Origin of the sequence: Thermus sp., assembly GCF_039793865.1 — a bacterium.
Lineage (GTDB): Bacteria > Deinococcota > Deinococci > Deinococcales > Thermaceae > Thermus.
The window spans coordinates 3,508-25,125 of record NZ_JBAMMI010000007.1; the positions used below are offsets into that span (position 1 = coordinate 3,508).

The window sequence follows — 21,618 nt, forward strand, 5'->3', positions numbered from 1 at the left end:
CCTCGGCCGGGCCACGCTGGAGCTCTTCGCCAAGGAAGGGGCGAGGCTCGTGGCCAGATGCCCCTGAAGGACTGGGAGCTCGTCCTCCGGGTGAACCTCACGGGGAGCTTCCTGGTGGCGCGGGCGGCCTCCGAGGCCATGCGGGAGAGAAACCCGGGGAGCATCGTCCTCACCGCGAGCCGGGTGTACCTGGGGAACCTGGGGCAGGCGAACTACGCCGCCTCCAAGGCGGGGGTGGTGGGGCTTACCCGGACGCTCGCCCTGGAGCTTGGGCGGTGGGGGGTCCGGGTGAACGCCCTGGCCCCGGGGTTCATCGAGACGCGGATGACGGCCCAGGTGCCGGAGAAGGTGCGGGAGAAGGCCATCGCCGCCACGCCCTTGGGCCGGGCGGGGAAGCCTTTGGAGGTGGCCTACGCCGCCCTCTTTTTGGTCTCCGACGAGTCCAGCTTCATCACCGGCCAGGTCCTCTTCGTGGACGGGGGGAGGACGGTCGGGGCGGCCCCCGCCTGATAGGTACCCCACCGCGGCTTTCGCCGCGGTGGGGGCCCCAAAAGGTCTAGCCTTCGCTCGGGCATCAACCGGGGTGCGGGAGGCGGAAGAGGGTGTAGGCTTGGGGCATGCGGGTTCTCGGCGGGTTCCTCCTCCTGGTGGGGCTCGTCCTCGCCTGGTTTCTCCTGAGCCCCTTCGTGGCCCTGGCCCTCGCCATCTTCGCCCTCCTCCTCGCCGCCTTGGCCCTCCCCGTGGCCCTGTTCCTCGCCCTCTTGGGGGCCGCCCTCGGCCTTTTGGGCTTCTTCGCGAAGTGGCTCTTGCCCTTGGGGCTTCTTCTCCTCGCCCTCTGGCTCCTTTTGGGCCCAAGGAAGCCCGTTCCTGAGGGGTGGTGATGGACCTGAGGAGGCTTGACGCCTACTTCCGGCGCATGGTGGAGGAGGGCCTCCTCCCCGGGGCCGTGGTCCTGGTGGCCCGGGGAGGGGAGGTGGCCTTCCTGGGGGTCTACGGGTACCTGGACCCGGGGCGGGGGCTTCCCATGCGGGAGGACGCCCTCTTCCGCCTCTACTCCATGACCAAGCCCTGGGTTTCGGCCCTGGCCCTCACCTTCGTGGAGGAGGGGAAGCTTTCCCTCCTGGACCCGGTGGAGAAGTACCTGCCCGGCTTTGCCGCCCTCAAGGTGGGCCGGGAGGTGGGGGAGGAGGTGGTCTTGGAGCCCCTGAAGCGCCCCCTCACCGTCTACGACCTCCTCCGCCACACGGCGGGCCTCACCTACGGGGTCTTCTTCCGCTCCCCGGTGAAGGGGCTTTACCTCGAGGCCGGGGTGGACCGGTTTGACCTCTCCCGGGAGGCCTTCTTGGAGCGCCTTGCCGCGCTTCCCCTGCGCTTCCAGCCGGGTGAGGCCTTTGAGTACGGCCTCGCCACCGACCTCCTCGGCCACCTCCTGGAGGCCCTTTCGGGGCGGAGCCTGGCGGAGCTTTTGGAGGAGAGGGTCTTCCTTCCCCTCGGCATGGAGGACTCGGGCTTCCAGGCCCTGGACCCCGCCCGCCTGGCCCAGCCTTTCCCCAAGGACCCGGAGACGGGCCGAAGCCTCCGCCTCCTCCCGGTGGAAAGCCCCCCGCCCCGCTACGCCGGGGGGATGGGGGGCGTGGGGACGGCCCGGGACTACCTCCGCTTCCTCGAGGCCCTAAGGACGGGGAAGGGCCCCCTCCACCCCGCCCTGGCCCGCTTCATGGTGCAGGACCACCTGGGGGCCCTCTACCCCGAGGGCCTCAAGCGGGGCCCCGAGTACCTGCCCGGGCCCGGGTACAGCTTCGGCCTCGGGGTGGCGGTGCGGGTGGAGCCCATGGGCTTTTCCCCGGCCTCTCCCGGGGAGTGGACCTGGGCGGGCTTCGGCGGCACCTTCTTCTTCGTGGACCCCTTCCGGGAGATCGCCGCCCTCTACCTCGCCCAGGCCCCGAACCTCCTTTCCGTTCTGGAGCCGGAAAAGGCCCTCCACTCCCGGCTTGGGGCCAGGCTCCAGCACGCCTTCCGCACCCTGGTCTACCTGGGCCTGGAGTGAAGTGGCTCCGCCGCCTCCAGGTTCCCGGGGCGCATGCCCCTAGCCCAAAGGCTCCACCCCCACCGCCTGGGCCAGGGCCCGGGGCAGGAGGTAGACCTCCCCCTCCACCTCCACCCGCACGCCTTCGCCCCCCTCCAGCACCCTCAGGGTCCGGCCCGGGGTGAGGCCGAGCCGGGCGAGGAGGTTCAGGGTGCCCCGGTCCTGGGCCAGGGCGCGGGCCACCCGGGCCCGCCCCAGGGGGGCCTCGGTGAGGGGGAGGGCCCTGGAGGAGGGGAGGGTCAGGTCCTTGGTGGGGATGGGGTCCCCGTGGGGGTCAAAGGGGGGGTGGCCCAGGGCCTCGGCGATCCTCTCTTCCAGGTCCTCGCTGATCACGTGCTCCAGCCTCTCCGCCTCCTGGTGGACCTCCTCCCAGCCGTAGCCCAGGGCCTGGTGGAGGTAGGCCTCGAGGAGGCGGTGGTGGCGGAGGACCTCGAGGGCCACCTTCCTTCCCCGCTCCGTGAGCCGGGCCCCCCGGTAGGGCTCGTGCTCCACGAGGCCCAGGGCCTTGAGCTTCTTCAGCATCTCCGTCACGGAGGGCGGCTTGACCGAGAGGCGCTCCGCCAGGGCCTGCGTGGGGACGGGCCCCCCCAGGGCCTCCTCCAGAAGGAAAAGGTGCTTCAAGTAGTCCTCCTGGGCCTCGGTGAGGGGCGGCCTCGCCATCCCCCTAAAGGTAGCATGAGGGCATGGACCTTACCCACTACCCCTACGCCTCCCGCCGCCACGTGGTCCTGGGAAGGCGGGGCGCGGTGGCCACGAGCCAGCCCCTTGCGGCCCTTTCGGGGATGGAGGTCCTCCTCAAAGGGGGAAGCGCCGCGGACGCCGCCCTCGCCATGGCCGCCTGCCTCACCGTGGTGGAGCCCACCGCCAACGGGATCGGGGGGGACCTCTTCGCCCTGGTGTGGGACGGGGCCCTCCACGGCCTGAACGCCTCCGGGAAAAGCCCCATGGCCCTCACTCCCGAGCGCCTGCCCGAGGGAAGGATGCCGGAAAAGGGCTGGCTTCCCGTCACCGTGCCGGGGGCGGTCTCGGGGTGGCGGGCCCTGCACCAGCGCTGGGGCAGGCTTCCCTTCGCCGAGGTCCTCGCCCCCGCCATCCGCTACGCCGAGGAGGGCTTTCCCGTGGGGCCGGAGACGGCGAGGAGCTGGCGGCGGGCGGAGGGCGTTTTTCTCCCCCTGGAGGGGCCCGAGTTCCAGGCCTTCAAGGAGGTCTTCTTCCCCGGGGGAAGGGCCCCAAGGGCGGGGGAGGTGTGGCGGAGCCCCCTCCACGCCAAGACCTTGAGGGAGATCGCGGAGAGCTACGGGGAAAGCCTCTACCGGGGGCCCCTGGCCGAGGCCCTCCTCCGCTTCAGCGAGGCCACGGGGGGGCTCCTTGCCTGGGAGGACCTCGAGGGCCACGCCCCGGAGTGGGTGGCCCCCCTTTCCACGGAGTACAAGGGCCTCACCGTGTGGGAGCTTCCCCCAAACGGCCAGGGGGTGGCGGTCCTCCTCGCCCTGAACCTCCTCTTGGGGTTTGACCTGAGGCCGGAGGACCCCTGGAGCTACCACGTGCAGGTGGAGGCCATGCGCCTCGCCCTGGCGGACACCTACCGCTTCGTGGCCGACCCCCGGCACATGGAGCTCTCCCCGGAGGCCTTCCTGTCCAAGGCCTACGCGGCGGAGCGAAGGAGGCTCATCGGGGAAAGGGCCCTTCCCCGGGTCCTCCCTGGGCTTCGCCCCGAGGGGACGGTCTACCTCGCGGCGGCGGACGGGGAGGTGATGGTCTCCCTGATCCAGTCCAACTACCAGGGGTTCGGCTCCGGGGTCCTGGTGCCGGGGACGGGGATCGCCCTGCAGAACCGGGGCCTGGGGTTTTCCCTGGAGGAGGGGCACCCGAACCGGGTGGGGCCGGGGAAGCGGCCCTTCCACACCCTCATCCCGGGCTTCCTCACCCGGGAGGGGAGGCCCCTTGGGCCCTTCGGGGTCATGGGGGGGTTCATGCAGCCCCAGGGGCACGTCCAGGTGGTGGTGGGCCTCGCCGACTTCGGCCTGAACCCCCAGGCGGCCCTGGACCGGCCCCGCTGGCAGGTGGTGCCGGGGGACGAGGTGCTCCTGGAGCCCGGCATCCCCCAGGCCACGGCGCTTTTCCTCAAGGACCTCGGGCACCGGGTGCGCTACGAGGCGGAGTACGGCCTCTTCGGGCGGGGGCAGGCGGTCTTCCGCCTGGGGGAGGCCCTCGTGGGGGCGAGCGACCCCAGGGCCGAGGGGCTCGCCCTGGCCCTCTAGAGGCCCAGAAGGCGCTTCAGGCCCAGGGCGGCCTCCACCCCTTGGGTGCCGTAGTTGTTGTTGAAGATGACGAAGACCCGCTCCGCCCTTTCCGCCAGGGTGCGGGTGGCCTGGGCGAGGTCCAGAAGCTCCTCCTCGGAGTAGCGCCAGTTGAAGCGCTCGTAGGGGGCTCGGTGGGGTCCCTTCCAGGTCTCGGCGTTCCGCCCGTGGCAGCGGAGGACGGCCACCTCCCGGGTGGGCTCCAGGACCCTGGGCGGGGCCTCGGGGTGGGGGGGCGCGTCCACGCTCACGTGGACGAGGCCGAGGCGGGTGAGCTCCTTCTTCACGAAGCCCCAGGCGGCGTACCACCTGGGGTTTCGGAACTCCACCGCCACCAGGTACCCCTGGGTCCTTTCCGCCAGGCGCTCCAGGTACTGGAAGCTCCGGGGCTTGGGCTCGGTCCAGGGGGGAAGGCCGAAGTGGAGGTAGCCCAGCTTGCCCGCTTCCTTCAAGGGCTCTAGGGCGGCGAAAAAGCGCCCCCAAGCCTCTTCCACCACCTCCTCCGGCACCTCCCGCTGGGGGAGGTGGCCTTCCTTTTGGGGGAGGAGGGCCCTTAGGTCCTTGGGGAGGGCGCCCGCCTCCAGGCCGTGCCCGGTGAAGGCGGAGAAGGCCTTGACGTGGAAGAGGAAGCCCTTTGGGGTTCTCTCTGCCCACTTCCGCACCGCCTCGAGGCGGGGCAGGGCGTAGAAGGTGCTGTCCACCTCCACGGTGTCAAAGTGCTCCGCGTAATAGCGGAGGCGCTTTTCCGGGTGGTTTCTCGCCCCGGGAGGGTACCAGCCCGAGGCGAGGAGGGTGGGGTCGGTCCAGCTCGCCGTGCCCACGCGGACTTCCGCCACCCCTCCATTCTAGGGCCCTTCTTGGCCGCCGCCCGGTACCATGGGGTCATGGCCTCCTCCTGGCCCAAGCCCCGCCTCGTGGTGAGCGCCTGCCTGGGGTTCGCCGCGGTGCGCTACTCGGGGGAGCTCATCCCCGACAAGGTCGTGGCCGCCCTGAGGGAGCACGTGGACTTCGCCCCGGTCTGCCCCGAGGTGGAGATCGGCCTCGGGGTGCCGAGGCCCGTGGTGCGCCTGGTGCGGGGGGAAGGGGGTCCCAGGATGGTCCAGCCCCGGACCGGGGAGGACCTCACGGAGAGGATGGAGGCCTTCGCCGAGGCCTTCCTTCAGGGCCTCGGGCCGCTGGAGGGCTTCCTCCTCAAGAACCGCTCCCCCTCCTGCGCCCTCAAGGACGCCAAGGTCTACGCCCACCCCGAAGGGGGCGGGGTGGTGGGGAAGGGCCCGGGGCTTTTCGCGAGGCTTGTGGAGGAGCGCTTTCCCCTCCTCCCCAAGGAGGACGAGGGGAGGCTCACCAACGCCCGGATCCGGGCCCAGTTCCTCACCCGGGTCTTCGGCCTGGCCAGGCTCCGGGAGGTGCGGGACCTTTCAGGCCTCCAGGCCTTCCACGCCCGCTACAAGCTCCTCCTCCTGGCCTACAGCCAGAAGGAGGCGAGGGCCCTGGGGCGCCTCCTCGCCGAGGCCCGGGGGAGGCCCTTTTCCGAGGTCCAGAGGACCTACGAGGAGGGGTTTTTGCGGGCCACGGAGAGGCCCTACCGCCTCGGGGCCATGGCCGACGCCCTCCTCCACGCCTTCGGCCACTTCAAGAAGGCCCTTGGCGCCCGAGAAAAGGCCCACTTCCTGGACCTCCTCGTGGACTTCCGGGAGGAGCGCCTGCCCCTCGAGGCCCCCCTCGCCCTCCTCGCCTCCTGGGCCCGGCGCTTCGCCGAGCCCTACCTGGAGGCCCAGGCCCTCCTGGAGCCCTACCCCCGGGCCCTGATGCGCGTGCCCGGCGCCTAGAGAAACCGGGCGAAGATCCGGCCCAGGGCCTCGAGGTCCATGAGGTTTTCCCGGAGGACCCGGTGGACGATGCGGCGGTCTATGTCCAGGTACTCGTGCACCAGGAGGTTGCGGAAACCTACACCCGCTCCACCCGCCCCCGGGCTTCCTTTGGGTTCCTCGCCCCGATGGCGAAGAGGGCGGTCCTAAGCTCCTCCAGGTAGTCCCGGATCCAGGCCGCCGCCTTTTCCGCCCCTTCCAGGGCGGGCCTGAGGAGGGGCCGCGCCGCCGCCACCAGGTCCGCTCCCAGGGCCAGGGCCTTGGCGGCGTCGGTACCCGTGTAGACCCCGCCGGAGGCCACCAGGGGAAGGTGGGGGAGGACCTCCCGCACCTCCAGGAGGGCCTGGGCGGTGGGGATCCCGATCTCGCAAAGCTCCGGGTGGCGCACCTCCCCGAAGCGCACCCACTCCTCCACCCGGGCCCAGCTCGTCCCCCCGGCCCCGGCCACGTCCACCGCCGCAAGGGGCAGGTCCCGCAGGGCCAGGGCCGCCTCCCGGGAGAGGCCGTGCCCCACCTCCTTCACCATCACCGGAAAGGGGAGGGGGAGGAGCGCGGCGAGCCGCTCCAGAAGCCCCCGGAAGTCCGTGTCCCCCCCCTGCACCGCCTCCTGCAGGGGGTTGATGTGCAAGGCGAGGGCGTCCGCCTCCAAAAGCTCCACCAGGCGCAGGAGGTCCTCCCGGCCGTAGCGCCTGAGCTGGGCGAGGCCCAGGTTGGCGATGAGGAGCGCCTTTGGGGCCACCTTGCGCACCCGGAAGCTCCTTAGGGTCTCGGGGCGCTCCAGGACGATCCGGCCCGAGCCCAGCATCATCCCCACCCCCAGGGCCTCGGCCGCCTCGGCCAGGGCCAGGTTGATCCGCTCCCCGTTTTCCTCCCCCCCGGTCATGGCCCCGACGAGGAAGGGGGCCTTCAGGGTCTTCCCCAGGAAGGGGGTGGTGAGGTCCACCTCGCCCAGGGCGAGGCCCGCCAGGGCCTGGTAGCGGAGGCGGAAGCCTTCAAACCCCGTGGTGGTCCTCTGGAAGGCCACCTCGCCCTCCAGGCAGGCCTCGAGGTGCCTCCGCTTCCTTTCCTTCAGGTTCACGCAAGGCCCTCCCGCATCCCCTTGGGGGCCCTTTCCAGGCCCAGGTCGCGGGCGATGAGCCGGGCGGTCATCTTGGCGGACATCATCACGCTGGGCAGGCCCGCCCCCGGCTGGTAGCTCTGGCCCACCAGGTAGAGGCCCCGCACGTCCTCGGAGCGGTTCTTCGGGCGGAAGGAGGCCGTCTGCCAGAGCACGGGCTCGGGGCCGAAGGCGTTGCCCAGGTGGCTGTTCAGGGTCCACTGGAAGTAGTCCGGGGTGATGAAGTGGGTGTAGACCAGGCGGTCCATGAGCCCGGGGAGGTAGCCCGCCTCGTCCAGGTAGCGGAGGGCCTTCTCCAGGTACTGGGGGCTGAGCCTTCCCCAGTCCAGGCCGCTCCCGTTGTGGGGCACGGGGATGAGGGTGTAGGCCGCGTGGTGCCCCGGGGGGGCCAGGGAGGGGTCGGTGAGGGTGGGGAGGTGGAGGTAGTGGGCGAAGTCCTCGGGGAGGACCTTGCGCCCGAAGATGTCCCGGAGGAGCTCCTCGTAGCGGGGAGCGAAGAGGACGTTGTGGTGGCGGAGCCTCTCCCCCTCGTCCCCCCGGGCCTTGAAGCCGAAGTAGGCCACGAAGAGGCTCATGGAAAGCCGGGTGCGCTTGAGGCGCCAGTCGCCGTTAAAAGTGCGGTCCTCGGGGGCGAGGAGCTCGCCGTAGGTGTGGACGTAGTCGGCGTTGGAGACCACCAGGTCGGCCTCAATCTTCTCCCCGTCCTGGAGCGCCACGCCCACGGCCCGGCGCCCCTTGGTGAGGATGCGGCGCACGGGGGCGTTGTAGCGGATTTTTCCCCCGAGCTCCTCGAGCTTCCGCACGAGCCCCGCCACCAAGGCCCCCGTCCCCCCCATGGCGAAGTGCACCCCCCAGCGGCGCTCCACGAAGTGGATCATGGCGTAGAGGGCGGGCACCTTTAGGGGGTTTCCCCCGATGAGGAGGGACTCAAAGGAGAAGATCTGCCGGGTCTTGGGGCTTTTGAAGTAGCGGGAGACCAGGGAGAAGAGGGGCCGCACCGCGTCCAGCCGGAGGAGGTCCGGGGCCACCTTGAGGAGGTCCAGGAGGCCGCCGAAGTGGGTGAAGCCGAGCTCCAAAAAGCCCTTCTGGAAGAGGGCCCGGGCGTGGGCCTCAAACTGGCGGTAGCCCTCGAGGTCCTCCGGGGCGATGCGGGCGATCTCGCCCTTCAGGTGCTCGGGGTCGTCCTTGTAGTCAAAGTGGGTGCCGTCTGGGAAGTGGAGGCGGTAGAAGGGGTCTAAGGGCACGAGCTTCACGTAGCGCTCGGTGTGCCTTAGCCCCTCCTCCTCGGGGAAGTCGGGGTAGAGCCTGGGGTTGCCTGGGGCGGTGGCGAAGAGGTCCTCCAGGAAGGGGGGGACGGTGATCACCGTGGGGCCCATGTCAAAGGTGAAGCCCTGGGCCCGGTGCACAAAAGCCCTTCCCCCGGGCCCCGGGAGCTTCTCCAGGACCAGGACCTCGAGGCCCATGGCGGCGAGCCGGATGGCCGCCGAGAGCCCCCCTACCCCGCTTCCGATGACCACGGCGCGCATGGGGAGGAGTTTACCAGGCCGCTCCGCTTGTAAAGTTGGGCGTGGCCCACAAAGGACCTACTCCCGGGCCTGGGAGGGTCAGGGGAGGTTTGCTGGCGAAGAGGGCGCCCATCCCCTTAGGAGGCGGAGGGGCTTCTTCCCATGAAGGTAAAGCCTTTCTGGCGCGGCTTGCCCTCACACTTCCCAGGGGTTCAGGAGGGGCACGGGGAGGTGGCGGAAGTCCTCGGCGTTTCGTGTGGCCAGGGTCAGGCCGTGCCGGAGGGCCGTGGCGGCCAGCATGGCGTCCAGAGGGGAAAGAGGCCTGCCCTCCACCAGGGCTTTCCCCGTGAGTTCCCCCCAGATCTCCATCACCTCGGCATCCAAGGGGAGAATCCGCCCAGAGAAGCTCTCCTTCAGCTCCGAAAGCCAGGCCGCGAGGGTAGGCCGCCGGGCTTCCGGGGCCCGGGCTACCCCCTGGGCGAGTTCCCCTAGGGTCAGGGCCGAGAGGTACGCCTCCCCCACCCTGAGCTGGCGCAAAAAGGCGAGCACCCTGGGATGGGGGCGCTTTTTGAGGGGCTCGGAGACCACGTTGGTGTCCAGGAGGTACTTCAGAGCTCCACCTCCCGGAAGCCCGCCTTTGGCCTTTGGAAGAGGGCTTCCACTTCCTCGTTGGGAAGGGCCTTAGGGGGCCTCAGGGCCTCGAGGACCGAGGTCTCCTCCCCGGCGAGCCGGGCATAGGTTTCCCAGTCCAGCACCACCACCGCCTTCTTGCCCCGGCGGAGGACGAGCTGGGGCTCGCCCTTTAGGGCCCGCTCCACCACCTCCGAGAAGCGGGCCTTGGCCTCCTGGAGTTGCCAAACGGCCTTCACGCTTTCAGGGTACCCGGAATAGACCGGTCTGTCTAGTTGAGACGGGAGCGGCCAGGTTCAACCCCATGGGTTCGCCGGGGCTCCACGCTGGCCCGGGTCGGCAGGGCGCCTACACCTTTCGCCCCTTCCAGCGCTTCCCCGGGAGGAGGGCCCGCAGGTACACGGGGAGGAGGAGAAGGGGGGCGAGGGGGGCGAGGAGGCCGGGCCAGAGGGGCTCCCCCAGGGCCCACTGCACCCAAAGGCGCTCCAGAAGCCCCATGAGCCCGAGCTCCCACCGCCCGAAGGCCCAGGGCAGGGTGTAGAGGGCGAGGTGGTAGAAGGCCGAGCCCAGGAGAAGGGCGGGGTTTTTGAGGTGAACCTCCAGGAAGTTCTTGGCGAAGCCCGCCACCGCCTCCCCGTAGCCCCGGTACATGCGCACCCGGAAGAGCCCCCCGCCCAGGAAAAGCCCGTAGGCCTCCACCCGCCTCGCCAGGGCCACGTCCTCCAAGACCTCCCCCTTTACGGCCCCGTGCCCGCCGGAGGCGAGGTAGGCCTCCTTCCGGAAGGCCAGGACCTGGCCGTTCGCCACCCGTAGGCCTTCCAGAAGGGGGTGGGGCAGGAAGGAGAAGAGCCCATTCATCACGAAGGCCACGGGGATTCCCTCCAAGGGGCCCACCTCCTGCTTGGGGAGGGCCGAGACCATCTCCTTCCCCTCCAGGGCCGCCAAAAGCCCCCCCAGGGCCCCCTCCTCCCAGAGGACGTCGGCGTCGGTGAAGACCAGGACCTCCCCCTGCGCCTCCTGGGCGAGCTGGAAGCAGGCCCAGTTCTTCCCCGTCCAGCCCGGGGGCGGGGGGGCGCCCCGGAGGAGGCGGAAGCCGGGGTGGTGCCCCGCCACCTCCAGGGCCGCTTGGGCGGTGCCGTCCTCCGAGAGGTCGTCCAGGACCAAGACCTCGAGGGCCCCCTGCCGGAGGAGGCCGGGGAGGGTCCTCCTTAGGTTTTCCGCCTCGTTCCGGGCCGGGACCAGGAGGGAGGCCCGGGGCCATGGGGGGGTGGGGCGGGGCCTTAGGCGGGGGAAGGCGAGGAGGTTAAAGAGGAGGGCGAGCCACCTCAGGAGGAGGAAGAGGAAGACCCCGAAGAAGAAGTCCCCCGTCATGGGAGAAGCCTCACCAGAGGGCGAATCCGTTCCTCCAGGCTCCGTCTTCCCCGGAGCACTTCCCGAAAGCCCTCCGGCACCTCCCGAGGGTGGGTCTTGGCGAGGAGGGCGTCTAGGTCCCCGAGAAGCCCGCCCAGGGCGCGCTCCAGGTCCTCCCCCGGAAGGAGGGGCTTTCCCATAAGGAGGAAGGCCTCGGGGTGCTCGTAACCCCGGAGGACCACCCTTAGGGCCACGGGGAGGAGGGGCGCCCCCGCCTTCCCCGCAAGCCAGCCCGCCCCCCGCCGCAAGGGGCGGAGGGCCCCGGGGTAGGCCATGGCCCCTTCGGGGAAGAGGGCCACCCACTCCCCCCGCCCAAGCCTCCTCAGGGCCTCCCGGACCCTTCCCGCCTCCAGGGCCCCCGCGAGCTTGAGCACGGGGAAGGCCTTGAGGTTCTCCTCGGCCACGAGGAGGCTCACCGGCCTCCGGTAAAGCCTCCCCAGAAACCACACCAGGTGGCCGTCAAAGAAGCTGTGGTGGTTCAGGGCGAGGACCAGGGGGCCCCCCGGGGCCTCCCCCCGGAGGTAGACCCCCCGGAGGCTCCTCTTGAGGCTCAGAAAGAGGAGGGCCCCCACGAAAAAGCGCAAGGCCTTTCCCGTGGGGCGGTCCTGGAGCCGCTCAAAGAGGTCTCGCACAGGCCTATCTTAGGCGCCTCAGGGCCTCGGGGTGCCAGGCGAGGAGGAGGCCCTGGACCACGGCCAGGTTGGTGCCGAGGAAGAAGGCCATCTCCTCCAGGGGAAGCCCCAAAACCCCGAGGCCTAGGGTGTACCGGGGGGAGATCCACCAGATGCCCTCCCGGATGGCGAAGAGGTCCGCCCCCCAGAGGTAGAGGGTGGGAAGGCCCACCCCGAGGAGGAGGGCCCGCCGCCAGGCCCAAAGCAGGTCCCCCCCGAAGGCCCACTGGAGGACGAAGATGGGCGCGAAGTAGGCGAGGATGAGCCCGAGGTAGAGGTACCGCCCCTCGAGGGCGAGGAGGAGGACCCCAAGGGCGGCCACCAGGAGCCAAAGCCCCCCGCCCATCACCCGGGGAAGCCCCAAGGAAGGAGGGGGCGGAGCCCCCGCCACCCGGTGGAGGAAGGCCCCGGTGAGGAGGGGCTGGAGGAGGAAGAAGAGGTACTCCTCCAGGGGCACGTAGCCCAGGCGGAGGAGGACCCTGCCTTCGGGGTACCCCCAGACCCCCCGCCACACCAGGTAGTTGTCCCAGGGGGTGGTGTAGAGGAGGGCGATGAGGGGCATGAGGAGGTAGGCCCAAAGCCTAGGGGGCCTGGGCCTCGCCCAGAGGAGGAGGAGGAGAAGGGGGGGCAGGAGGAAGACCAGGTGGAACCCCAGGTAGGTCACGCCCGCGCCTCCTTTAGCCGGGGCCGGGCGGGAAGCCCGCCCTCGGGCCTCAGGGTCACCTGGGCGAGGACCCGGGGGAAGGGGAGGGGGTCAAGCCGGAAGCGGCGGAAGAAGGCCCCTAGGACGAGGGGGCCCTCGAGGAGGGCGAAGTCCCGCCCCAGGCAGAGCCTCTGGCCCAGGCCGAAGGGGAAGTAGCGCCCCGAGGGGGTGCCCTTTTCCCCCAGGAAGCGCTCAGGGGAAAAGGCCTCCCCTTGGGGGAAAAAGAGCCTCTGGGTCACGTAGGGGGAGAGGACCAGGGTGGTGCCCCGGGGGAGGACCGCCTCCCCAAGGGGGAAGGGCGCTTGCGCCTTGCGGGTGAGGATCCAGGCCGGGGGGTAGAGCCTCAGGGCCTCCTGGAAGGCGGCGAGGGCCGCCTCCTCGCTCTTGGCCACCTTTTCCTGCCAGTCCGGACGGCGGGAGAGGAGGAGGAAGGACCAGGTGAGGGCGCTCGCCACGGTCTCGTGGCCCGCCACCAGGAGGGTAACCGCCTCGCTCAAGGCCCGCTCCCGGGGGAGCCGGTTCAGGGGCGGGTGGGCGACCAGGCCCTCCGCCTCCCGGTAGAGCAGGGCCTTTGCCCTTTGGAAGCGGGCCTCCTCCTTGAGGTTGAGGAGGGCGAGGGGGCTTCGGGTGCGGGCCATGATCCGGTCCAGGGCCTTGAGGGCGTGCTCCGCCAGGGTAGGGGAGAGGGGCTTACCGAAGAAGGCCCGCCCCAAGAGCCTTAAGGAGAGGGCGAGCATCTCCCGGTCCAGGTCTCGCTCCTCCCCCCGCCAGGGGGCGAAGAAGGCCTCGGCTTCCTCCTTTAGGGCCTCCCGGTAGGTCCGCACCGCCCTCGGCAAAAAAGGGTCCTTGAGGGCCTTCCGGGCCTCCTTCCAGCTATCCCCCCAGTCGGTGAGAAGGCCCTTCCCCGTGAGGCGGGCGAGGGCCCGGTACTGGAAGGTGGCCTTGGTGGGCCCTTCGGCGAGGAGCACCCTTTCTACCCCCTCCGGGTCAAAGACCAGGGCCAGGGGGAGGCCGGGGAGGGGGAGGAAGAGCCTGGGGTGGGCCCGGCCCCACTCCAGGAGAACGCCCAAGGGGTCTTCCCGGAGGCGCCTGAGGTGGGGCAGGGCCTCCTTGGGGGAAAGGGTCTTCATGGGTCCAGTTTATCGGCGCACCAGGGGGCAGTACCCGGAGCGGGCCATGAGGAAGGCGAAGAGGGCGAGGCCCAGGAAGAGGAGCTTCTCCGGGCGGAAGAGGGCCAGGGCGAGAAAGAGGAGGGCCATGCCGTAGCGGAGGAGGGTGATCTGCCTGAGGACCTTTTGCGGGTCGCGTACCCGGAACATGGTTCAAGCTTATTCGGGACCCTCGAGGGGAAGGGTAGCCTGGCCCACTTCCTTGGCCAGGGCCAGGTAGCGCCGCCTCGCCTCCTCCAGGTCCACCACGGGGTTCTTGGGGGCGTAGGAAGGGTACTCCGGGGCCCAGCGCCTTAGCCACCTCCCCTCGGGATCGTGCCTTTCCCCTTGCAGGGTGGGGTTGAAGAGGCGGAAGTAGGGGGCGGCGTCCACCCCCAACCCCCCCGCCCACTGCCACCCCTGCAGGTTCACCGCCCGGTCCCCGTCCAGGAGGAGGTGGCGGAAGGCCTCCTCGCACCTTTTCCAAGGGAGAAGGAGGTACTTCACCGCCACCTGGGCTGCCACCATCCTGCCCCGGTTGGAGAGGAAGCCCGTGGCGTGGAGCTCCCGCATGGCCGCGTCCACCAGGGGGACGCCCGTCTGCCCCCGGTACCAGGCCCCAAAGAGCCCCTCGTCCTCCCGCCAGGGGAAGGCCTGGAACCTGGCGTCCAGGGGTCTTTCCGCCATCCAGGGGAAGTGGTAGAGGAGGTGGTAGGAGAAGTCCCGCCAGAGGAGCTCGGAGACCCACTTCCTCGCCCCCTCTCCCCCCTGGGCCAGGGCCAGGAAGGCGGCCTCCCTGGGGGAGAGGACCCCGAGGGCGAAGTAGGGGGAAAGCCTCGAGCCCCCCTCCCCGTCCAGCCGGTCCCGCTCCTCGGCGTAGCGGGCGAGCTTGGCCTCTAGGAAAGCCAGTAGCCTCTCCCTCGCCGCCTCCTCCCCGGGCTCGGGGAGGGGGACGTCGCTTTGGGCCTGGGGTACCTCCCCTTCCTCCTCTTCCCGGGGCAGGGCCAGGGGGGCGGGGAGGGGGGCTTCCACCCCCTGGAAGCGCCGGGCGAAGGGGGTGTAGACCCGATAGGCCTGGGGGAGGTCGGGGGGGACGAGGTGGGGGGCGGGGAGGAGGTGAAGGGGGACGGGAAGGGCCTCCCTCACCCGCCCGTCCCGGTAGCGGCCGTAAGGGGTGTAGCTCCTTAAGGCGTAGACGGCCTTGGCCCTAAGCCGCCTCGCCGCCTCCGGCACCTTTTCCCAGGGAAGGCCCTCCAGCACCCAAAGGGCCCCGCCCCGCTCCCGGTAGGCCTCCCGGAGGGCCCGGACGTTTTCCAGAAACCAGGCCCGCCGCCTCGGGGAGGTCCTCAGGTTGTTGGGGTCCAGGACCACGAGGCCCACCGGGGTCCCCTGGGAGAAGGCTTGAAGGAGGGCCGAGTGATCGGAAAGGCGCAGGTCCCCCCGGTGCCAGACCAGGACCCGGCCCATCAGAGGGCCTCCCCCGGGGGAAGGCGGGCGGCGAGGAGGGCCCGGGGCAGGAGGGGGGCCCGCTCCCAGGCCTTGAGGTGGGCCCGCCTTCCCAGGTTGTCGTAGCCCTGGAGGCGGAGCTTGTCCAGGATGCCCTGGTACTGGAAGGCGGCGAGGGCGATGGCCGCCCGGCCCACCCGGAGGTGCCTTAGCCCCTCTAGCCCCTCCCGGTAGAGGGCCCGGGCCTTCCCCTCCAAGGCCCGCATCAGGGCAGGGTAGCCCGGGGGGACGCGCCCCGCCCGGAGGTCCTCCACTTCCACCCCGTGGACCTTCAAGAGGTCCAGGGGCAGGTAGACCCGGTCCCTTTGGAGGTCCTCCCCCACGTCCCGGAGGATGTTGGTGAGCTGCATGGCCTGGCCCAAGCGAATGGCCTGCGCCTCCGCCTCCTTTCCCCCTCCGGTGATGGGGACCATCATCCGCCCCACGGTGCCCGCCACCCGGTAGCAGTAGGTGAGGAGCTCCGCCTCGCTCTGGAGCCGGACCGGGCCGAGGTCGGTCTGGAAGCCCTCCCGCATGTGGAGGAAAGCCTCCAGGGGGATGGGCCAGCGCTCCAGGGCCCAGGCCAGGCCCTGCTCCCACGTTTCCTTGGGCCTTCCCCCGTAGGCCCGCTCCACCCCCGCCCACCAGCGGGCGAGGGCCTCCTCCCCCCCTCCTTCCCCGTCCACCGCCTCGTCCCCCAGGCGGCAGGCGGCGTACACCGCCCAAGCCCCCTTCCTTTCCTCCTTGGGGAAGAGGAGGCTTCCCAGGTAGAAGGTGGCGGAGTGGGCGCGCACCAGCTGAGAAAGGGCCCGCCAGTCGGGTTCCATAACGCCTCCAGCTTCAGGATACCACGGGCTTAGGACTTTTGTCCCGGCCACATATGGACAAGAGCTTGACAAAACCTGTACGACGAGGTAAGCTTTGGGCATGACCCGCGCCGGGGTGTTCACCATCGCCGAGGTGGAGGCCATGACCGGCCTCTCCGCCGAGGTCCTGAGGCAGTGGGAGCGCCGCTACGGCTTTCCCCGGCCCGAGCGCACCCCGGGGGGGCACCGCCTCTACCGCCTCGAGGAGGTGGAGGCCCTGAAGACCATCCGCCGCTGGCTGGAGGAGGGGGCCACCCCGCAGGCGGCCATCCGCCGCTACCTCGCCCAGGAGGCCCCCGCCGAGGCCCTGGACGAGGCCCTCTACCGGGCCCTCCTCGAGGCCGACCTCTCGGGGGCCGAGGCCCTCTTCCGGAGGGGGGTGAGGCTCCTCGGTCCCGAGGGGGCCCTGGGCCGCCTCCTCGTGCCGGTTCTCCGGCGGGTCGGGGAGGCCTGGCACAAGGGGGAGGTGGGAGTGGCGGAGGAGCACCTCGCCACCACCTTCCTCCGGGCCCGGCTCCACGAGCTTCTGGACCTCTCGGGCTTCCCTCCGGGGCCTCCGGTCCTCGTGACCACGCCCCCCGGGGAGCGGCACGAGATCGGGGCCATGCTGGTGGCCTACGGCCTCAGGCGGCGGGGCCTGCCCGCCCTCTACCTGGGCCCCGACACCCCTCTTCCCGACCTCAAGCGCCTTGGGGAGCGGCTTGGCGCCAGGGCCGCGGTCCTCTCCGCCCTCCTCGCCGAGCCCTTAAGGGCCCTGCCCGACGGGGCGCTAGCGGGGCTTGCCCCCAGGGTCTACCTGGGGGGGCAGGGGGCGGGCCCCGAGGAGGCCAGGCGGCTTGGCGCGCGGTTCGTGGAGGGCCTCGAGGCCCTCGCCGAGGAGCTCCATGGCCCCGAAGAGGGAGAAAGGAAGGGAACATGAAGAGGTTCGGCCGCAAGGAGACCATCTACCTGAGGGGAGAGAACGCCCACACCCTCTACCGCCTGGAGGAGGGCCTGGTGCGCATCGTGGAGCTTCTCCCGGACGGGCGCCTCCTCACCCTCCGCCACGTCCTTCCCGGGGACTACTTCGGGGAAGAGGCCCTGGAGGGCAAGCGCTACCGCTACACCGCCGAGGCCATGACCGAGGCCGTGGTCCAGGGCCTGGACCCCAAGGCCATGGACCACGAGGCCCTCCACCAGGTGGCCAGAAACCTCGCCCGGCAGATGCGCCGGGTCCACGCTTATGAAGCCCACCTCCAAACCGGGGAGCTTAAGGCCCGCATCGCCCGCTACCTCCTCTTCCTGGCGGACACCCCGGCCTCCTTCCGGGACGAGAGGGGGCTTTACGTCACGGCCTCCCACGAGGAGATCGCCGACGCCACCGCCTCCACCCGGGAGTCCGTCTCCAAGATCCTCTCCGACCTCCGCCACCAGGGCCTCATCGCCACCGCCTACCGCCGGGTTTACCTCTTGGACCTGAGGGCCCTGGAGGAGGAGGCCCAAAGCGCCCTCGAGGCCGCCTAGGATGCGGGTCTTCGTGGTTGGGGGCACGGGGTTCGTGGGGCGGGCCCTGGTGGCCCTCCTCCTGAAGCGGGGCCACACCCCCGTGGTCCTGGCGCGGAGGCCTCGGGAGCTTCCCCCGGGGGCGGTTCTGGTCCTGGGGGACATTGCCCGGGAGGTGCCGGACCTAACGGGGATGGAGGCCGCCATCTACCTGGCGGGGATCATCCGGGAGGGGGAGGAGACCTTCCGGGCGGTGCACGTGGAGGGGGTGAGGAACCTCCTTCGGGCCATGGAAAGGGCCGGGGTGGGGCGGCTTATCCACATGTCGGCCCTGGGGGCGAGGCTCGAGGCCCCAAGCCGCTACCACCGCACCAAGGCGGAAGGGGAGGCCCTGGTGCGCCAAAGCGGCTTCTCTCACGCCATCTTCCGCCCAAGCCTCATCTTCGGGCCCGGGGACGAGTTTTTCGGGAAGATCCTCAAGGGGCTCGTCTGCGCCCCTCTGCCCTTCGTCCCCCTCATCGGGGACGGGGGCTTCCCCTTCCGGCCCGTGTACGTGGGGGACGTGGCGGAGGCCTTTTTGGGGGCCTTGGAGCGGGGCCTCGAGGGCACCTTTGACCTGGTGGGCCCCAAGGAGCACACCTTCCGCGAGCTTCTCCTTTTGGTGATGAAGGTCCTGGGGCGAAGGAAGCCTCTTCTTTCCCTTCCCCTTTGGCTCATGGACCGCCTCGTCCCCCTCCTTTCCCCTCTTCCCTTCAGCCCCCTCACCCGGGACCAGTACCTCATGCTTAAGGAGGGGAACACCGCCCCCTTCCCCGAGGCCCTAAGGGGCCTCCTCCCCGCCCCCAAGGCCCTGGAGGAGGTCCTCCCCGGGTACCTCCGTTGCTAAGGCCAAGGAGGTCCTTCCCCAAGCCTTCATGTCGGCGCAGGCCAGATGGGGTGGGTTTAGAGGGGCCTCGCCGCCCCCATCCGGGCGTAAAAAGCGTGGGTGAGGGCGATGGCCAGGGCATCGGCCAGGTGGCTTGGGCTAGGGGGCTCCTTCAGCCCAAGGATGCCCCGCACCATGAGGGCCACCTCCTCCTTGGGGGCGTGGCCGTGGCCCGCCAGGGCCTGCTTCACCTGCATGGGGCCGTAGGCGTAGACCCCCACCCCGGCCTCAAAGGCCGCCACCAGGACCGCCCCTAGGGCCCAGCCCACCTTGTAGGCGAGCTCATTTTGCCGGTAGAAGTACTGCTCCTCCACCGCCAAGGCCTCGGGGCGGAAGCGGAGGAGGGCTTCCTTGACCCGGGCGTGGATCCGCCCCGCCCTCTCCTGGGCGGGTTCCCGGTGGGAGGTCCGCACCACCTCCCCGTGGAGGAGCCGGGCCCTTAGCGCCCCCTTGCCCTCCACCTCCACCACCCCAAGGCCCAGGTGGGTGATGCCGGGGTCTATGCCGGCCACCACCATCCGAAAGGCCTAGTTGCCCCTTCTTGGAGGCAGGTCGGCGTCCCCGTAGCGGATGAAGGCGGGGATGTCAAAGTTGTAGGGGTCGGCGTGGGCGGGGAAGTCCAGGGGGCGGGCGGGCCTGGGCACCACGGTGCTCTCCCCGAAACCCGCGGCGATGAGGATGACCCGAAGCTCGTCCTGGGCCCTCTCGTCGTAGGTGACCCCGTAGAGGATGTCCACCTCCTCGTGGCCGGTGGCCTCGCGGATCCTCTCCACCACCTCCGCGGCCTCCATGAGGGAGAGGTCCTCCGAGCCCACCACGTTGAGGAGAAGCCGCCTCGCCCCCTCAATGGAGCGCTCCAGGAGGGGGCTCATGGTGGCCGACTTGGCGGCCTCCTCCACCCGGTTCTCTCCCCGCCCCGCCCCGATGCCCATGAGCACCTGGCCCGCCCCCTCCAGGAGGGCCTTCACGTCGGCGAAGTCCACGTTGATGAGGCCGGGGAGGTTGATGATGTCGGTGATGCCCTTCACCCCGTGGTACAGGACGCGGTCGGCGATGAGGAAGGCGTCCTTGAGGCTCATTTTCTTGTCCACCGCCGAGAGGAGGCGGTCGTTCTGGACCACCACCATGGCGTCCACCCGCTCCTTGAGGCGCTTGATCCCTTCTTCGGCCGCCTTGAGGCGCTTCGGGCCCTCAAAGCTGAAGGGGCGGGTGACCACGGCCACCGCCAAGGCCCCTAGGCGCTTGGCGATCTCGGCCACCACCGGGGCGCTTCCCGTGCCGGTTCCTCCCCCCATGCCGGCGGTGATGAAGACCAGGTCCGCCCCCTCCAGGGCCTCGGCGATGAGGTCTTCGGCCTCGAGGGCCGCCTTCTCCCCGATCTCGGGGTTGGCCCCGGCGCCGAGCCCCCGGGTGAGCCTTTCCCCGAGCTGGATGCGCACATCGGCGAGGCTTTTGGCCAGCACCTGGGCGTCGGTGTTGGCGGCGATGAACTCCACTCCGGAGAGGCCCGCCTCGATCATGCGGTTCACCGCGTTGTTGCCCGCTCCCCCGAGGCCGATGACCTTGATAACGGCTCCTTGCATCTTCCCCTCCTCAGAACAGGTTGCTGAGAATCTCCTTGATCCGCGCCCAAATCCCTTCGCCTTTGGCCCCTTCCTCCCGCTTCTCCTTTACCCGCCCCCGGCGGGCCTCGGGGGCGCGCACCGGTAGGGTGGCCCCGTAGCGCACCAGCCCCACGGCGGTGGCGTGGGCGGGGGTGGCCACCACGTCGGTGAGGCCGGAAACCCCGTGGGGCTTACCCAGGCGCACGGGAAGGCCGTACTGCTGGCGGGCCAGGAGGTCAAAGCCCCGAAGGAGGGCGGTTCCCCCGGTGAGGACCACCCGGTTGATCCGGACCTCCAAAGGCCCCAAGGCCTCGTCCACCGACTGGCGGGCGAGGTGGAGGATTTCCCTAAGCCGGGGCCGGATGATGCGGGCAAGTTCGGGGGCGGGCACCTCCCCCAGGGAGCCGCCTTCTTGGTTGATCTCCAGGACGAGCTCGGGGTCGGCGAGCTCGGGAAGGGCGGCCCCGTACTTCTTCTTGACCCGCTCGGCCTCTTCAAAGGGGATCTTCAAAAGCTGGGCGATGTCCTGGGTCACGTGGTCCCCGCCCAGGGGGAGGACCGAGGAGTGGGCGAGCCGCCCCTCCCGGAAGACGGCCACGTCCGTGGTGCCCCCGCCCACGTCCAGGACCAGAACGTTCATCTGCTCCTCTTCAGGGGTCAGGGCCCCGAGGCCCGAGGCCAGGGTCTGGGCCACGAGGGCTTCGATTCCCAGGCCGGCGTCCTCCACCGCCCGGCGGAGGTTGGCCAAGGGCCCCCTTCCCGCCGCCACCAGGTGGACCTCCACCTCGAGGCGCACCCCCGCCATGCCCACGGGGTCGCGGATGCCCTCCTGCCCGTCCACCTTGAACTCCAGGGGCAAGGCGTGGAGCAGCTCCAGCTCGGTGTCAAAGGGATAGGCCTTGGCCTGCTCAATGGCCCGCTCCACGTCGGCCTGGGCGATGCTCTGCCCCCGGCGGATGGCGGCCAGGCCGTGGCTGGTAACGCTCTTCAGATGGGGTCCCCCCACCCCCAGCACCACCCGCTCCACCCGAACCCCGGCCACCCGCTCGGCCTGGTGGAGGCTTTGGCGGATGGCCTCGGTGGTGCGCTCCAGGTTCACCACCACCCCCCGCCTGAGCCCCTGGGAGGGGACGGTGCCCTCCCCGATGATGTCCAAAACGCCATCGGGGGCCAGCTCCCCGATGACGGTGGTGACCTTGCTGGTGCCAACGTCCAATCCGGCGATAATCATGGGCCTACGCTCACCCCCCAAGAATACAGGTAAATCCGGCCTTCCCGCAAAGGAGCACCTGTTTGAGCATACTCTAACAGAAACCGGACCTCCGGGGCAAAGAGGGTCGCGCCTTCCCCCTCCACCCAGTAGCCCGCCGGGGTGTACCTGAGCCTCTTGGCCTTGGGGAAGGCCCGGGCCAGGGCCAGGAGGTCCGCTTTGGGCAGGGGGCCCGTTCCCTCCACCCTGGGGCCTGGGGCGTAGGGGGCTCCTCCGGGGAGCAGGGTGCCGTCCTCCGCCAGGGCGGAGCCGTCCGCCAAGGGCAAAAAGGGCTCCCGTTCCCGGAGGAGGAGGCGCACCGCTCCCGGCTGTGGTTTTTCCAGATGGGCCTCCGCCACCCAGGGGTCCTGCCGGAGGGGGGCGAGGCGGGAGGGGCCCACCCAGAGCCAGGCCTCCCCGGGGTAAAGGCCCGCGCGGGCGAGGACGTCTTCCCTTTGGAGGTGCTTTAAGCCCACCACCTCCACCTCCTCCACCGGGAAGAGGACCAGGCTGGCCACGTAGAGGGTGGCGAGGAGGAGGAAGACGAGGAGAAACCTCACGAGGCCCAT

The 21,618-nt window shown here is 70.5% G+C and carries 26 protein-coding genes; 8 read left to right on the forward strand and 18 right to left on the reverse strand.

From position 1 onward, the window contains the following. From ABJK26_RS00490 to ABJK26_RS00500, 3 genes are all read left to right on the forward strand, one after another. The coding region (locus ABJK26_RS00490) for an SDR family oxidoreductase (protein WP_347240218.1) at positions 1–510 on the forward strand (510 nt) is incomplete at its 5' end. 107 nt (positions 511–617) lie between these two features. After that, complete coding sequence (locus tag ABJK26_RS00495; RefSeq protein WP_347240219.1) at positions 618–881, forward strand: hypothetical protein; 264 nt, start codon at positions 618–620, stop codon at positions 879–881. Beyond that, complete coding sequence (locus tag ABJK26_RS00500; RefSeq protein WP_347240220.1) at positions 881–2,047, forward strand: serine hydrolase domain-containing protein; 1,167 nt, start codon at positions 881–883, stop codon at positions 2,045–2,047. Before ABJK26_RS00495 ends, ABJK26_RS00500 begins: the two co-directional genes overlap by 1 nt. A 39-nt stretch (positions 2,048–2,086) precedes the next feature. Here ABJK26_RS00500 and ABJK26_RS00505 read toward each other — a convergent pair whose 3' ends face one another. Further along, entirely contained in the window at positions 2,087–2,746 is a 660-nt protein-coding gene (locus tag ABJK26_RS00505) for a metal-dependent transcriptional regulator (protein ID WP_347240222.1), read from the reverse strand. A gap of 23 nt (positions 2,747–2,769) precedes the next feature. Between ABJK26_RS00505 and ABJK26_RS00510 the strand changes: the two genes are divergently transcribed. Further along, the gene (locus ABJK26_RS00510; protein ID WP_347240223.1) at positions 2,770–4,347 is read left to right on the forward strand and encodes a gamma-glutamyltransferase family protein; all 1,578 of its coding nucleotides are present in this window, start codon (positions 2,770–2,772) and stop codon (positions 4,345–4,347) included. Here the strand turns inward: ABJK26_RS00510 and ABJK26_RS00515 are convergent. Further along, the gene (locus ABJK26_RS00515) at positions 4,344–5,222 is read right to left on the reverse strand and encodes a DUF72 domain-containing protein (protein ID WP_347240225.1); all 879 of its coding nucleotides are present in this window, start codon (positions 5,220–5,222) and stop codon (positions 4,344–4,346) included. The genes ABJK26_RS00510 and ABJK26_RS00515 overlap by 4 nt on opposite strands. Before the next feature lie 48 nt (positions 5,223–5,270). Here ABJK26_RS00515 and ABJK26_RS00520 point away from each other — a divergent pair, with 48 nt between their 5' ends. Further along, positions 5,271–6,215 (forward strand): DUF523 and DUF1722 domain-containing protein, encoded by a 945-nt coding sequence (locus ABJK26_RS00520; RefSeq protein WP_347240226.1) that lies wholly within the window; start codon positions 5,271–5,273, stop codon positions 6,213–6,215. Here ABJK26_RS00520 and ABJK26_RS00525 read toward each other — a convergent pair. The 12 genes from ABJK26_RS00525 to ABJK26_RS00580 all read right to left on the reverse strand — a co-directional run bounded on the left by ABJK26_RS00525 (position 6,212) and on the right by ABJK26_RS00580 (position 15,750). Further along, entirely contained in the window at positions 6,212–6,316 is a 105-nt protein-coding gene (locus tag ABJK26_RS00525) for a hypothetical protein (RefSeq protein WP_347240227.1), read from the reverse strand. The two genes, ABJK26_RS00520 and ABJK26_RS00525, sit on opposite strands and share 4 nt — an antisense overlap. Positions 6,317–6,333: 17 nt before the next feature. Further along, positions 6,334–7,332 (reverse strand): type 2 isopentenyl-diphosphate Delta-isomerase, encoded by a 999-nt coding sequence (fni, locus tag ABJK26_RS00530; protein WP_347240229.1) that lies wholly within the window; start codon positions 7,330–7,332, stop codon positions 6,334–6,336. After that, positions 7,329–8,897 carry a phytoene desaturase family protein gene (gene crtI, locus ABJK26_RS00535; RefSeq protein WP_347240230.1) on the reverse strand — a complete coding sequence of 523 codons (1,569 nt, stop codon included), beginning with the start codon at positions 8,895–8,897 and terminating at the stop codon, positions 7,329–7,331. The genes fni and crtI overlap by 4 nt, the downstream gene beginning before the upstream one ends. A gap of 174 nt (positions 8,898–9,071) precedes the next feature. Continuing rightward, the gene (locus tag ABJK26_RS00540; protein WP_347240290.1) at positions 9,072–9,488 is read right to left on the reverse strand and encodes a type II toxin-antitoxin system VapC family toxin; all 417 of its coding nucleotides are present in this window, start codon (positions 9,486–9,488) and stop codon (positions 9,072–9,074) included. Continuing rightward, complete coding sequence (locus ABJK26_RS00545) at positions 9,485–9,745, reverse strand: type II toxin-antitoxin system prevent-host-death family antitoxin (protein ID WP_347240232.1); 261 nt, start codon at positions 9,743–9,745, stop codon at positions 9,485–9,487. The genes ABJK26_RS00540 and ABJK26_RS00545 overlap by 4 nt, the downstream gene beginning before the upstream one ends. Before the next feature lie 109 nt (positions 9,746–9,854). Continuing rightward, positions 9,855–10,877: a glycosyltransferase gene (locus tag ABJK26_RS00550; protein ID WP_347240233.1), complete on the reverse strand. Its 1,023-nt coding sequence runs from the start codon at positions 10,875–10,877 to the stop codon at positions 9,855–9,857. Next, on the reverse strand, positions 10,874–11,548 hold the full coding sequence (locus tag ABJK26_RS00555; protein ID WP_347240234.1) for a 1-acyl-sn-glycerol-3-phosphate acyltransferase: 675 nt from the start codon (positions 11,546–11,548) through the stop codon (positions 10,874–10,876). The genes ABJK26_RS00550 and ABJK26_RS00555 overlap by 4 nt, the downstream gene beginning before the upstream one ends. 4 nt (positions 11,549–11,552) lie before the next feature. Further along, positions 11,553–12,251 (reverse strand): lycopene cyclase domain-containing protein, encoded by a 699-nt coding sequence (locus ABJK26_RS00560; protein WP_347240235.1) that lies wholly within the window; start codon positions 12,249–12,251, stop codon positions 11,553–11,555. Then, positions 12,248–13,420, reverse strand: a complete 1,173-nt coding sequence (locus ABJK26_RS00565) for a cytochrome P450 (RefSeq protein WP_347240236.1) — start codon at positions 13,418–13,420, stop codon at positions 12,248–12,250. The genes ABJK26_RS00560 and ABJK26_RS00565 overlap by 4 nt, the downstream gene beginning before the upstream one ends. A 9-nt stretch (positions 13,421–13,429) precedes the next feature. Beyond that, the gene (locus ABJK26_RS00570; RefSeq protein WP_347240237.1) at positions 13,430–13,609 is read right to left on the reverse strand and encodes a hypothetical protein; all 180 of its coding nucleotides are present in this window, start codon (positions 13,607–13,609) and stop codon (positions 13,430–13,432) included. Positions 13,610–13,618: 9 nt separating this feature from the next. Beyond that, the gene (phr, locus tag ABJK26_RS00575; RefSeq protein WP_347240238.1) at positions 13,619–14,905 is read right to left on the reverse strand and encodes a deoxyribodipyrimidine photo-lyase; all 1,287 of its coding nucleotides are present in this window, start codon (positions 14,903–14,905) and stop codon (positions 13,619–13,621) included. Continuing rightward, positions 14,905–15,750, reverse strand: a complete 846-nt coding sequence (locus ABJK26_RS00580) for a phytoene/squalene synthase family protein (protein WP_347240239.1) — start codon at positions 15,748–15,750, stop codon at positions 14,905–14,907. The genes phr and ABJK26_RS00580 overlap by 1 nt, the downstream gene beginning before the upstream one ends. 100 nt (positions 15,751–15,850) lie before the next feature. On the opposite strand from ABJK26_RS00580, the gene ABJK26_RS00585 reads away from it, so the two are divergent. Genes ABJK26_RS00585 through ABJK26_RS00595 form a run of 3 tightly spaced genes read left to right on the forward strand, consistent with a single transcriptional unit; the run spans position 15,851 to position 18,157 of the window. Beyond that, positions 15,851–16,708 carry a MerR family transcriptional regulator gene (locus ABJK26_RS00585; protein ID WP_347240240.1) on the forward strand — a complete coding sequence of 286 codons (858 nt, stop codon included), beginning with the start codon at positions 15,851–15,853 and terminating at the stop codon, positions 16,706–16,708. Further along, positions 16,705–17,292: a helix-turn-helix domain-containing protein gene (locus ABJK26_RS00590; protein ID WP_347240241.1), complete on the forward strand. Its 588-nt coding sequence runs from the start codon at positions 16,705–16,707 to the stop codon at positions 17,290–17,292. Before ABJK26_RS00585 ends, ABJK26_RS00590 begins: the two co-directional genes overlap by 4 nt. Position 17,293: 1 nt before the next feature. Next, positions 17,294–18,157 (forward strand): complex I NDUFA9 subunit family protein, encoded by an 864-nt coding sequence (locus tag ABJK26_RS00595; protein ID WP_347240242.1) that lies wholly within the window; start codon positions 17,294–17,296, stop codon positions 18,155–18,157. Positions 18,158–18,213: 56 nt separating this feature from the next. Here the strand turns inward: ABJK26_RS00595 and ABJK26_RS00600 are convergent, their stop codons facing one another. Genes ABJK26_RS00600 through ABJK26_RS00615 form a run of 4 tightly spaced genes read right to left on the reverse strand, consistent with a single transcriptional unit; the run spans position 18,214 to position 21,618 of the window. After that, positions 18,214–18,714 carry a crossover junction endodeoxyribonuclease RuvC gene (locus ABJK26_RS00600; RefSeq protein ID WP_347240243.1) on the reverse strand — a complete coding sequence of 167 codons (501 nt, stop codon included), beginning with the start codon at positions 18,712–18,714 and terminating at the stop codon, positions 18,214–18,216. 9 nt (positions 18,715–18,723) lie between these two features. Then, complete coding sequence (gene ftsZ, locus ABJK26_RS00605) at positions 18,724–19,779, reverse strand: cell division protein FtsZ (protein ID WP_347240244.1); 1,056 nt, start codon at positions 19,777–19,779, stop codon at positions 18,724–18,726. A gap of 10 nt (positions 19,780–19,789) precedes the next feature. Next, positions 19,790–21,031, reverse strand: coding sequence for a cell division protein FtsA (gene ftsA, locus ABJK26_RS00610; RefSeq protein ID WP_347240245.1), 1,242 nt, complete (start codon positions 21,029–21,031; stop codon positions 19,790–19,792). After that, the gene (locus ABJK26_RS00615; RefSeq protein WP_347240246.1) at positions 21,028–21,618 is read right to left on the reverse strand and encodes an FtsQ-type POTRA domain-containing protein; all 591 of its coding nucleotides are present in this window, start codon (positions 21,616–21,618) and stop codon (positions 21,028–21,030) included. The genes ftsA and ABJK26_RS00615 overlap by 4 nt, the downstream gene beginning before the upstream one ends.

What these genes read in the sequence shown, in the direction of transcription:
- ABJK26_RS00495 (WP_347240219.1), top strand. Translation starts at nt 618, where the DNA reads ATGCGGGTTCTCGGCGGGTTCCTCCTCCTGGTGGGGCTCGTCCTCGCC.
- ABJK26_RS00500 (WP_347240220.1), top strand. Translation starts at nt 881, where the DNA reads ATGGACCTGAGGAGGCTTGACGCCTACTTCCGGCGCATGGTGGAGGAG.
- ABJK26_RS00505 (WP_347240222.1), bottom strand. Translation starts at nt 2,746, where the DNA reads ATGGCGAGGCCGCCCCTCACCGAGGCCCAGGAGGACTACTTGAAGCAC.
- ABJK26_RS00510 (WP_347240223.1), top strand. Translation starts at nt 2,770, where the DNA reads ATGGACCTTACCCACTACCCCTACGCCTCCCGCCGCCACGTGGTCCTG.
- ABJK26_RS00520 (WP_347240226.1), top strand. Translation starts at nt 5,271, where the DNA reads ATGGCCTCCTCCTGGCCCAAGCCCCGCCTCGTGGTGAGCGCCTGCCTG.
- crtI (WP_347240230.1), bottom strand. Translation starts at nt 8,897, where the DNA reads ATGCGCGCCGTGGTCATCGGAAGCGGGGTAGGGGGGCTCTCGGCGGCC.
- ABJK26_RS00550 (WP_347240233.1), bottom strand. Translation starts at nt 10,877, where the DNA reads ATGACGGGGGACTTCTTCTTCGGGGTCTTCCTCTTCCTCCTCCTGAGG.
- ABJK26_RS00565 (WP_347240236.1), bottom strand. Translation starts at nt 13,420, where the DNA reads ATGAAGACCCTTTCCCCCAAGGAGGCCCTGCCCCACCTCAGGCGCCTC.
- ABJK26_RS00570 (WP_347240237.1), bottom strand. Translation starts at nt 13,609, where the DNA reads ATGTTCCGGGTACGCGACCCGCAAAAGGTCCTCAGGCAGATCACCCTC.
- phr (WP_347240238.1), bottom strand. Translation starts at nt 14,905, where the DNA reads ATGGGCCGGGTCCTGGTCTGGCACCGGGGGGACCTGCGCCTTTCCGAT.
- ABJK26_RS00580 (WP_347240239.1), bottom strand. Translation starts at nt 15,750, where the DNA reads ATGGAACCCGACTGGCGGGCCCTTTCTCAGCTGGTGCGCGCCCACTCC.
- ABJK26_RS00585 (WP_347240240.1), top strand. Translation starts at nt 15,851, where the DNA reads ATGACCCGCGCCGGGGTGTTCACCATCGCCGAGGTGGAGGCCATGACC.
- ABJK26_RS00590 (WP_347240241.1), top strand. Translation starts at nt 16,705, where the DNA reads ATGAAGAGGTTCGGCCGCAAGGAGACCATCTACCTGAGGGGAGAGAAC.
- ABJK26_RS00595 (WP_347240242.1), top strand. Translation starts at nt 17,294, where the DNA reads ATGCGGGTCTTCGTGGTTGGGGGCACGGGGTTCGTGGGGCGGGCCCTG.
- ABJK26_RS00600 (WP_347240243.1), bottom strand. Translation starts at nt 18,714, where the DNA reads ATGGTGGTGGCCGGCATAGACCCCGGCATCACCCACCTGGGCCTTGGG.
- ftsZ (WP_347240244.1), bottom strand. Translation starts at nt 19,779, where the DNA reads ATGCAAGGAGCCGTTATCAAGGTCATCGGCCTCGGGGGAGCGGGCAAC.
- ftsA (WP_347240245.1), bottom strand. Translation starts at nt 21,031, where the DNA reads ATGATTATCGCCGGATTGGACGTTGGCACCAGCAAGGTCACCACCGTC.
- ABJK26_RS00615 (WP_347240246.1), bottom strand. Translation starts at nt 21,618, where the DNA reads ATGGGCCTCGTGAGGTTTCTCCTCGTCTTCCTCCTCCTCGCCACCCTC.